7 protein-coding genes are annotated in these 10,937 nt (G+C 41.9%); all 7 read right to left on the reverse strand.

Going from position 1 to position 10,937, the window contains the following annotated elements; all coding sequences use genetic code 11:
• Window positions 1–34: 34 nt before the first annotated feature.
• Window positions 35–439 carry a DUF3846 domain-containing protein gene (locus tag ACTNA4_RS06005; protein ID WP_441029116.1) on the reverse strand — a complete coding sequence of 135 codons (405 nt, stop codon included), beginning with the start codon at window positions 437–439 and terminating at the stop codon, window positions 35–37.
• Window positions 436–1,392 carry a DUF3991 domain-containing protein gene (locus tag ACTNA4_RS06010; protein ID WP_441029118.1) on the reverse strand — a complete coding sequence of 319 codons (957 nt, stop codon included), beginning with the start codon at window positions 1,390–1,392 and terminating at the stop codon, window positions 436–438. Before ACTNA4_RS06010 ends, ACTNA4_RS06005 begins: the two co-directional genes overlap by 4 nt.
• A gap of 16 nt (window positions 1,393–1,408) precedes the next feature.
• Window positions 1,409–2,401: a DUF5688 family protein gene (locus ACTNA4_RS06015; protein WP_441029120.1), complete on the reverse strand. Its 993-nt coding sequence runs from the start codon at window positions 2,399–2,401 to the stop codon at window positions 1,409–1,411.
• A gap of 62 nt (window positions 2,402–2,463) precedes the next feature.
• Window positions 2,464–8,697, reverse strand: coding sequence for a DEAD/DEAH box helicase family protein (locus ACTNA4_RS06020; protein ID WP_441029202.1), 6,234 nt, complete (start codon window positions 8,695–8,697; stop codon window positions 2,464–2,466).
• A gap of 329 nt (window positions 8,698–9,026) precedes the next feature.
• On the reverse strand, window positions 9,027–9,410 hold the full coding sequence (locus ACTNA4_RS06025; protein ID WP_368191525.1) for a TnpV protein: 384 nt from the start codon (window positions 9,408–9,410) through the stop codon (window positions 9,027–9,029).
• Window positions 9,411–10,258: 848 nt separating this feature from the next.
• Window positions 10,259–10,492 carry a hypothetical protein gene (locus ACTNA4_RS06030; RefSeq protein ID WP_288773997.1) on the reverse strand — a complete coding sequence of 78 codons (234 nt, stop codon included), beginning with the start codon at window positions 10,490–10,492 and terminating at the stop codon, window positions 10,259–10,261.
• A gap of 15 nt (window positions 10,493–10,507) precedes the next feature.
• Window positions 10,508–10,819, reverse strand: coding sequence for a hypothetical protein (locus ACTNA4_RS06035; RefSeq protein WP_278998284.1), 312 nt, complete (start codon window positions 10,817–10,819; stop codon window positions 10,508–10,510).
• Between the last annotated feature and the right edge of the window lie 118 nt (window positions 10,820–10,937).

A 10,937-nucleotide genomic window follows, 5' to 3' on the forward strand; every position in this document is an offset into this window, starting at 1 on the left:
ACACGCTCCTTGGGTTGCCCCAGATTTTCACTTTCTATCGCTCCATATCTTTTGACACTGGCTTATAGGCTTTGGCTTCAACCCCTGCTGGTGTCTTATAAAATTTCTCTGGATACCTGAATTTATCCTCATATTTTTTCATCAGATCTTTTGGCATACTAAGGAAACTTTCTGATTCAAACGGAGCATACGCAATAAAGAACTTGCCCGCAATCACATCCAAAATCTGCTTATCTTTGGAATAGACCGCCCGGTTAAGCTCTGATCCGTTCATCTTTCCTTCCTCATTACAGATAATGGCGACCTCATCATCAAATGGCATATATTCTTCAATATCTCCACCGACAACTTCCTGCATCGCTTCCAACGTATCTTCAATCTCAATCGGCTTTGGATACTTGCCCGGTTCTACCAGAAGCACTGTTATTTTTTCATTCATCGCTCAAAACTCCTTTCATTCTGCTTTAAAATTCCTAACTGGATACAAAGGAAGTCGTTGAAATCCTTACCTCTTTGGGGTGGTTCATCAACGACTTCATATCTGTCTTTCAATAAAATTTCTAATGTTTTTGCTGCCTTTCTTCCTGCAATATCATTATCTAAGTGAAGCACAATCCGGCTGATCTGCTGATTCTTCTCAAGCAGTTTTTGAAGTGTAACCGGCACTTTTGATTTTTCCATTTCCTGCTTTGGCGAATACACACCTGACAAGGAAACAAGGTTCAGTTTTCGCCAGTCCTCTCCCTCTATCTTTGCTAAAGTTGCAAAAGATAACAGGTCAATGGCACATTCAAACAAATGCACTTCTGTACTGTTTTCATTTGTCAGTCGGAAGGAATATTGCTTTTTACTTCCTGTGCAGTCGCCCATAATCCTGCTTTTATTGGTCGCACGATATGCTGCATACTTCGCTTCTTTCTTATCGTCATAGCCGATAAATACAACATTGTGATAGGGCAGCGATTCAATGATCAGCTCTTTATCCAGACATTCATTGATGATTTCATAATCAATGCCACGCTCAAAAAGATACTGTGTAACGACATCGCTGGTTGGACTTTTCTGCGGCAGAAGAAGCGGCTGTTCTTCATAACTTCGGCTCTCCGTTTCATACACCAGAGCAGTTACAGCACAATTTCCCATAATGGTTTCCACCGCTTCAATAAAGCTCAGCTCCTTAACCTTTATGAGATAATCAAGGGCAGTTCTGCCCCCGATACCTCTGGACCACCACATCCATTTCCCGTTGGAAATCTTCAGGCTGTCATGTTCTCTTGTACAGTAAGTGTTGCCACTGACTCTGACAAGCTGCCCCGGTTCATAGGTGCGAAGATACGTCAGCAAGTCCATCCGTTTCGCTTCAGTTACGACTTCCGGTGCAATATATGTCACTGCGATCACCTGCTTCCTAACGTTCCATATCCATATTTCGTTGCTTGGATTCTTTCACAGTTTCCAACACTTTGTTTTCTCTATCATAGGAATAAACATGGTCAGAAAGCACCTCATCTCTGCTAACTTCCTGCTGATTTACTTCCCTGACCATTTTGCCGAGTTCTTTCGGTGTCATTCCCATTTCTTTTACAATTTCTTTCGGACAGATCAGCACCTCATGCACAGATGATGGCAATACATAATAATCTCCTCCAACTGCATCTGCAACTTTTTCAAGTACTGCCGGATTTGCAATAACGGACGCTCCATAAGATTTCGTCTGATTAGACAACACAAGAAGCGGACTTTTTGGTGTTTTACCTTCTATTTCCAAATAATTCTCCGGTGTTCCGAAAAGCACTGATTCTATGTCCGTAAGCAGTACAGAATCATATTTTTCATTGTTTTCAATTGATATATGGTGGAGTTCTTCAGTTGAAATTCCCCATTTTTCCATCATATCGTTTGAAACCGCTACACTTGCTGTACTATATTCAGATCTCTCCAAAACAATCTGATAGAATACTGCCAAATCATCTATTCTTGTTGATGGACGTATCTTTGCCATATCTTTGTTATGTTTTGCATTCAGAATAATTGGCATAATTTTGTCTTTAACATTATCAAGTTCCATAATATGTTCCACTTGATAATCAATCTGTGGGTTACAATGTTCCAAATAATCTACAGCTATGTTTTCCATCAGATTTTCTATTTCCTGACCTGCTTGATATTTTTCATAATAGTGTTCCATATACATAGTTGGCACGATTTTTTCGTCCGGATTTCGTATTGTCAGTCCATGAAGTACTAATGAATTATTTTTCAAAACAGGCTTAATCATGACCTCTGCTTTCTGATACTGCTCTGGCAAATACTCTAAAATATTTTTTTCTAAATCATCACAAAATGTTTTAAAATCCATTATTGCACCTTCTTCTATTGAATAGTTTAAAATATCTTTCATATCGTTTCTCCGTTTTGTTATCTTCCCTAAAGCACACATCATAAATAGGGATGGCTTTTTTCTTATCTTTCATATGTTTTCTCCTTTTGTTTTTCTGATATTTCGCCCTCATCAGGCTCGCTGCCGACAATTTCATTTTCTTTTTTATCCATGTTGAGCAGAATATTTAACTCATCCAACCGAGCCAGTTTTAGCTTCAATTCTTCTTCCTGCACAAATGGCTTTGCCACTTCTTTCTGTGCGGTTTCAAATTGATTCTTCGTATCTTCAAGGCTGCTTTTAGCTGTTTCCAAACTTTCAACAAATCGCTCCACACCATTGTCAATACGAGTAATGTTGCCATGAACATCATCTCCCAGATCAACACTCCTACTGTTTTCTCCTTTAACCGTCACGCAATAAGTACGTTTACCTGAGTCAAAGTAAAGTTCCAAATCAAATCCACGATACTTGCCGAGAGGGATTGCTTCCGGACTGGTCATCTGCTTGCAGGCGTCAATGATTGCCTTTCCTGCATCTGCTTTTTCCGAATAAAAAGCACCCTGAACCTCCATACCGACAAAGCGGTCATCCATAGGTTTCGGGTGCTGTTTTGCAGTTTCCACATCTTTTTCCAGACCGGCAATACGGTTTTCCAATGATGTGATACGCTGCGGATAGTATTTAATTATCTTGTACTCAAGACTGTATTTTTCAGATAAGAAATTGGATTTTAGAAGCTTTAATTTCTGTACCTGAATGTCCAGATCCATCTTTTCCTTGATATAAGGATTTCCTGTTGCAAGCATTTTAATCTCAGCATAAGACAGTGCGGTTTCGTCTATATCCTCTGCTGATCGGACCGGAGATTTGCTCGTCATGATCTGACTTGCGAATTTCTGTTTGCCCTCTACAAGCTGATAGAGGTAGGCGTCAAAGGTCTGCTTTGTTACATAGCGGTAGATTTCTACCTTTCGGTTAGAGTTCCCCTGACGGATAATTCGACCGGAACGCTGCTCTAAATCTGACGGTCGCCATGGGCAATCCACATCGTGAAGTGCGATAAGTCTGTCCTGCACATTCGTACCGGCTCCCATCTTTTGTGTGGACCCCATCAGCACTCTGACTTCTCCTTTTCGGACTTTCTGAAAGAGTTCTTTCTTCTTCATATCCGTATCTGCTTCATGGATAAATCGGACCTCACTCTCCGGGACACCTCGCTCGATCAGCTTTTTTCGGATGTCGTTATAGACAGAAAAAGTTCCGTCATTCTTTGGTGTGGAAAGATCGCAAAACACAAGTTGTGCGGACTTCTTATCTTTGGTTTCTTCCCAAATACGGAAAACATTCTCCACACAGGCATTGATTTTACTGCCATCAAAATCCGGCAGCATCTCATTTAACATTCGCTGATCTAAAGCAAGTTTTCGACCATCATTCGTAATTTTCAGCATGTTATCCACACTTGCATCCACTCCTCCACCTCTGACTTTCTCTGCACGTTCCGCAAGCGAAGCGACCATATCTTTCTGCATTTCTGAAGGTTCCACCGATACATTGTGATACTCTGCTTCCGGCACTGGAAGCTTTAGCATATCTGCTGTTTTAATGTCTGCCACTTCCTTAAACATTGACATCAATTCCGGCAGGTTATAAAACTTTGCAAATCGTGTCTTTGCCCGGTACCCGGAACCTTCAGGTGTCAGTTCAATCGCTGTGACCGTTTCTCCAAAGGTAGAAGCCCATGCGTCAAAGTGTTGCAAGTTGTTTTTCACAAGGGTGTTATACTGCAAATATCGCTGTATCGTATAAAGCTCCACCATACTATTTGAGATAGGTGTACCTGTTGCAAACACTGTTCCCCTTCCTCCGGTAATCTCATCCAGATAACGGCATTTCATAAACAGATCAGAAGATTTCTGTGCTTCTGTCTGAGCAATGCCACCCACATTTCTCATTTTTGTATAAAGAAAAAGGTTCTTATAATAATGACTTTCATCAATAAACAGTCTGTCTACACCTAGTTCTTCAAAAGTAACAACATCATCCTTTCTGCTCTGGTCATTCAGTTTTGCGAGTTTCTGTGTGACTGATTTTTTTGACCTTTCAAGCTGTTTAATGGAGAACCTTTCTCCTCTGTTTTCTTTTAATTCAGCAATACCATTCGTCAGTTCCTCAATCTGCTGTTCCAGTATCGCCCTCTGTCGCTCAATCGACATCGGTATCTTCTCGAACTGGCTATGACCGATAATAACCGCATCATAGTCGCCTGTTGCGATACGACCGCAGAACCTTTTACGGTTCTTGGTTTCAAAATCTTTCTTGGTTGCTACAAGGATATTGGCTGACGGATAAAGCTGCAAATACTCTGCCGCCCACTGTTCCGTCAGATGGTTGGGTACCACAAACAAAGACTTATTACAAAGTCCGAGTCTTTTCAGCTCCTGTGAAGCAGCCACCATTTCAAAGGTTTTTCCCGCCCCAACTGCGTGTGCAAGCAGCGTATTCCCTCCGTATAAAATGTGCGCAACTGCATTTCTCTGATGCTCCCTGAGTGTAATTTCCGGATTCATACCACTGAAAATGATATGGCTTCCATCATATTCTCTCGGTCGAACACTATTAAACTTTTCGTTATACAGTCTCGTGAGTTTCTCCCTTCGTTCGGGGTCTGCCCATACCCAATCCTGAAATCCCTGCTTGATCAATTCCTGCTTTGCCTGTGCGATGGCTGTCTCTTTTTTATTTAGCACCGCTTTTCTTTTGCCCTCATCATCTTCAATATAATCAAAGATACGGACATCTTTCAGGTTCAATGTTTCCTCGATAATCTTATATGCATTGATACGTCCTGTACCATAGGTACTGTTTGCTTTTACATTGCCCCGGTCATAAGATTTCTCCTCGATATTCCAACCTCCGGTGTAAGGGGAGTAGTGAACTTTAATCCTCCACTGAGCATAATTCGGCGTATTTAAAAACTCAAACATGAACTGCTGATAGATTTCAGGTGGTACCCATGTTGCTCCGAGTCTTACAGATATTTCACTGGCAGTTAAGTCTTTCGGCTGTACCTTTTCCAATGCTTCCACATTGATTTTATAATCTTCCGGATAAAGCATGGCGGTTCTCTTTGCTAATGCCAGTTTTTTCCTGACATTGCCGGAAAGATATTCGTCCGCCATTAAATACTTCGGCTCTGTAACATTTCCATAGCCATAAAGCGGATTCAAAAAGATAACACCTTTCAAATCCTGACACAGCGTTTCTTCTGATTTTCCTGAGAGTTCCTGCATATATTCCATGTCGATTCCGGCTTTCTCTCCCATCGAAACAGCAAGTGCTTCACTGGCAGTGTCCACCTTCGTCACTGGTTTGTGTGGCTGGATGGTCCGCTTAAAGAACATATCTGCCTTACGTTCCAACTCTCCATTTTCATTGAGAACTTCCAACGCAGACAACAATGCAAAGGAACTATCATCACTAAAAGCAGAGATATTTGCCCTGCTGTTGATCAGTCCATATTTCTTCGTGTAATTATCATAAAGCGTATTAAGTCTGACCTGTTCTGCACGAATATCTTCATCCGGATACCCTTCCGTCTGTAACTCGATCAGGTTACGGACACAATCACGAACTGCGATCAGTCCTTTGATACGACTCTCTGCGGTTGCTGATACTTCCACTGGATTCATGCGTGAATTTTCCCGAAAATAAATATTATCTTCCACCACCGTATAAGAAAAGTTCCTTACCTCTGGGTTGGCAGGAATAGATCTATCTTCTTCCTCCAGTTCGTCCTCAACTTCATAATCTCTGACCTCTCCATGGATATTTGCCACTGCTTCAGATAAAAGCTCTGACAGGTCAGCATTTTCAAATGGTAAGCAGGTTGCTTCTTCTCCGAAGCGACCACTGACCATTTTCATCTCTCCGAGTATCATTTCGGGGTGCTGCACAAAGTATGCGTTCATCGTAAAACCGTCATCATTTGTACGAAGCTGCACCCAATCTGGCTCAATATCAATGAGCCTGTCCCGCTTTTGCAGGAACAATATATCCGATACAACTTCTGTTCCGGCATTATCTTTAAACGTATTATTGGGAAGCCTGATTGCTCCCAAAAGGTCCGCTCTCTGTGCAATATATTTTCTGACCGATGAGTTTGTTTTATCCATTGTACCCTTGCTAGTCACAAGAGCCATCACACCACCTGGACGTAATTTATCCAAAGATTTGGCGAAGAAATAATCGTGGATCAGGAAGTTATATTTATCATATCGCTTATCAAGCACCTTAAAATCTCCAAAAGGTACATTTCCGACAACACCATCAAAGAAGCTGTCCGGTACATTGACTTCCTCAAATCCTTGTGCTGCGATGGAAGATTTCTGATATAACTGCTGTGCTATTCCTGCCGAAATCGTATCTAACTCAACACCATAAATCTTTGTGTTTGCCATTGACTCAGGCAACATACCAATAAAGTTACCAATACCGCAGGACGGTTCCAACAGATTTCCTTCCTTAAATCCCATCTGCTCCATTGCCTTATAGATGGCAGTTGTCACTTCGGGTGGTGTATAAAAAGCTGTCAGTGTGCTTTCCCTTGCTGCGGCATATTCTTCTGACGAAAGTGCCATGCGAAGTTCTAAAAACTCATCTGCCCACGCTGAATTACGCTCATCAAATGCTTCGGACAAACCACCCCAACCAACATATTTTGACAAAATAATCTGTTCGGCAGGTGTAGCAAAGCGGTTCTCAGCTTCACACTCTTTTAGCACCCTGATAGCTTCCATATTTCTGTGAAAGCGTTCCTTTTTTCCGGCTGGTTCGACCGGATGATTTCTAAGGTCAAACGTATTTCTCTCTGCAAGCGGAATATCCGGGTGCAGGTCAAAACTTCTGACTTTGCTCCTTTTTTTCTCCCACTGTGGTTTGATTGGTTCCGGTTCAACCGTCATGGCACTGAGTTCACTAATCAGTCTCTCTAATTCTTTTCCCTGCTCGGCTGTAACTTCTTCTCTGTCTATTTCCTTTAAGTAATCAAGAATATTACTTACTTCATCCAGACTTTGAAGTAAATCTCTTGTATTTTCGATGACTTCCTCATCCGTCTCATTGACTTCTACGTTATCCTGATATCCAAAATAATCATAGTCTTTCATAAACAACGTAAGTCTTGTCGCTAAGTCTGGTAAATCATCAACCTGTGCTGCTTCCCTCTGTGTTTTAGATTCCAACACACGCTCAAGTTGTTCATCCGTAATGGAAATCAGATCATCAAAGTCCAGATACACAAGTGCAGACTCAATCATCTCCTCCATCGAGCTATATTTTGTGCTTTCAATCAACTTTCCATCAAGATATTGGTCTATACTGAAATCTACAAGATTGGCATTTACCTGTATCGGTATCTCATCATCTGTGATTGTCGTAAACGCAACACCGACTTCCTGCAGGTTGCTAAAATCTGCATTCGATCCATATTCATTCTGACAAAATTCATTGATGATTTTCTTTGCCTGTGCCAACATTTCTAATGGCACCGCATTCTGATCTGGCACTTTCAGATGGTCATTCATCGGATTTTCCCGCACTTTCTCATCAAATTCTGTACGGTTAAATTCCTTATTAAACAATGGCATTTCCATATCATACAGCATGACTCTCTCATCATCAAAAGATAAGATTTCATATTCGGAAGCTCCAATATATACAGTATCTCCCAAATGATACTCATAATGTTCTGATGAAACCTCCTCTGCTACCTGTTCTGGTGTTTCCTTTGGGGCAGTCGAAAGGATTTGACGATTCTTTCTTTTCTCCTCCAATTCCGCCCGTCTGGCTTCCTGTTCTTCCAGCCACTTAGGATAATACTCTTTTTCCTTTGGATTTAAGTATCTGTCCATCCGTATCAGTTCCCCAATACGTTTTTCTACCTGTGTCCACTTTAAGGTAAGCTTCGGAGCATCATTTCCAAATCCTCTCGCAAGGCTAATCCCTTTTCCATCATGCTGTTCGTTAATACCAGTACCAATAATGACTGGTGCAGAACCACCCCAACCATATTCATTTTTCAGAAAATCTACATTTTCTTTTACGGATAAGCTCTTTTCAAACTGCTCATAAATCCGCATTTTTCCATTAGAGATACCACTACCACGAGTAAGAACTGCATCAATCATCTCCTGAGAAAAAGAAAAGGCAGAGGTTTTGTCTGCCCCTGCCTGTCCGTCTAAAATAAAACTTAGCTGCCCGTCCATTGACGGTAACGGTTTCATTCTATCATTTAATTCTCCGAGCAGTCGCATTGCTTCAAAGTGCCTTGCAATCACACCCCAGTCATAATAACTCTGCTTCGTTCTGCTCTCATAATGACCTTCCCAAAGATGCAATACATTCTGAAATGTCTTGTATCCAACAGTCCTTCCATCTTCTAAAGTCAGCTCCGTATAGTCATGATTAAAAATACTCTTGATAAACTCCGTCTGTTCTACATTATCCTGTGTCCTCTCATAAAAATCTTTGATTTCTTCAAGAGATGCCGACAAATGTGGTGTTGTCCGGAGTATCTCGTTGATATCCTTATCACTGCCAAAGAAAGGAAGGCTCTTATCTTCATGGCTTCGGTCATAATACTCTAAACGTAAATAACCTGCGCTTTCACGATCTCCTGAGCCGAGTTCCTGATGTTGTTCATCAGCCGAACCCAGTTCATCATGTCGTCTGCTTTCATCTGTTCGGTCAGTCCCTCCCTGGCTGCCATCTCCCGCACCAGAGTTTCCTCCAGTTCGCTCGCCCTCTGCTGTACTTCCGACAAATGCTTTGTCAGGATTCCTTTCGTCAGGAGATTGTAATACTGGACTCTGTGCTGTTCCTTGAGAAATGTTCTCCTCATCTGTGACCATTTGCCCACCACCGGCTCCGGCTGTTCTGGCAAGATCAGATCCGGAAGGTTGTAATCCCCGACCATCGTGTATGTGATCTCGTTCATTCTTACCGCTCCTTTCGGTTGTATTTTCATCCCTATTGTATCCAGATTGTCTGTCCGCTTCAATGATGCGATTGTTCCGGCTAAGTGCCCGAATGGTTTTTGATATTTCCGAAAGTCCCATCTCTGCAATATCACTTGTGGCAAAACCGAGAGCGTTTAACGTTTCCTGCGTATTAAAGTTTGTGACATCTCTGAAATCTTCCGCTTCAAAATATTCGCCCACATTGATTCCCAGTCGTGCCATCATCATATATGCCACGCTGTTTGTCACAAGTTTTTTATAGATGGTAGTAATCATCCCTTCGTCCAGTCCTGCAAGGAAACTATTATCTGCAACATACAGTAAGTCCTGCAAATAATCCGGGAGATTATCTTCTGCTGCATTCTGTGCGGCACTCATTACTGCGTCCGAAAGAACACTTTTGTAAGTCAGTTGTCCGAACGTATTTTCCAGTGTTTCGATGACTGCTTCCGTATATTCCTCCTGCATATCCCAAAGTGGAACCGGACGGGAATATCTTCCCTCATGGGTGTCGGAAATATCAAAATAATGGGATAATCTCTGTGTCTTTCGGTCCTCATCAGCAAAGACTGCAATACCTCTAGCTCCACGATTTACCCATCGACCAAACTTTCTGTTCCAATGCTCGATCTCAAGTACCGCAGTAGCGTCAGGACGCTGTGCATAGATCAGCAACTGCTCATCATATCGCAGCTTATAATTCCGGCAGGCAGACTGCAAAAAGTTCTGCCAGTTCTGTGGATTCGCAACTACTGTTTTGCAAGTCCGGTCATAGAGTTCCGAGATCAGATTGTATTTTCTTGCCACTTACCTTGCACCTCCTGTCGTTTCTGTATCTTCTGATCGGCTGGTATCGTTACTGCGAAGTCTGCTGTTCATCAGCACCACCTCCCAAATAAGAAAACAGCTTATTAGCTTTGGTTTCTTTCTGAAATTCTAGGATCAATGCCATATCCGGTATCGTAATCCCTGGGATTTTCAAAATGCTTTCCATGTCGAGCTGTTGTAACTTCTTTTCCGTATTACAGCCGAAATCGAAAAGTTTGGTCAGAAGTTTGATCTTCTGCTGAAATGCTGATTTATCTTTCATGGTCCATCCTCCTCGCTACTTTCTTGCGTAATCGGTATATAACTTCTGCATTTTCTTCCTGTTTCTCCGATATTCAGGCAGACACCCTAACTCTGGATGCGTTGCCTGTATCTTCTGTCTTGTTCTTCTGACGCTTTCAAAATGTGGCAATTTCAACTCTCTGTAATGTTTCATGACCACTTCAAAAGGCATCTTTCCTATTGGATTTTCATTATTGGAATAACTGTTGCAGACAAGAAGATAAAGCACCATGTCGTCACTACGGGACTGTGTATTTGACTCAAGCACAGAGAGAACTCTGTCCTCAATCTTCTCTAACTGGTTCATTTTGACCTCCTTGCTCAAAAGCAAAGGGCGGATTGCTCCGCCCCCGCTTCAAGTTATTTATTTTTTCTGTTTTTCTTCTGTAAGAAAAGAAAGCCGCCGATGATAAAGGCGACCAATA

The sequence above is a fragment of the Bariatricus sp. HCP28S3_A7 genome (genome assembly GCF_052066375.1).
In the GTDB taxonomy this organism is placed as follows: domain Bacteria; phylum Bacillota; class Clostridia; order Lachnospirales; family Lachnospiraceae; genus Allocoprococcus.

What these genes read in the sequence shown, in the direction of transcription:
- ACTNA4_RS06030 (WP_288773997.1), bottom strand. Translation starts at nt 10,492, where the DNA reads ATGAAAGATAAATCAGCATTTCAGCAGAAGATCAAACTTCTGACCAAA.
- ACTNA4_RS06015 (WP_441029120.1), bottom strand. Translation starts at nt 2,401, where the DNA reads ATGAAAGATATTTTAAACTATTCAATAGAAGAAGGTGCAATAATGGAT.
- ACTNA4_RS06020 (WP_441029202.1), bottom strand. Translation starts at nt 8,697, where the DNA reads ATGCGACTGCTCGGAGAATTAAATGATAGAATGAAACCGTTACCGTCA.
- ACTNA4_RS06005 (WP_441029116.1), bottom strand. Translation starts at nt 439, where the DNA reads ATGAATGAAAAAATAACAGTGCTTCTGGTAGAACCGGGCAAGTATCCA.
- ACTNA4_RS06035 (WP_278998284.1), bottom strand. Translation starts at nt 10,819, where the DNA reads ATGAACCAGTTAGAGAAGATTGAGGACAGAGTTCTCTCTGTGCTTGAG.
- ACTNA4_RS06025 (WP_368191525.1), bottom strand. Translation starts at nt 9,410, where the DNA reads ATGAAAATACAACCGAAAGGAGCGGTAAGAATGAACGAGATCACATAC.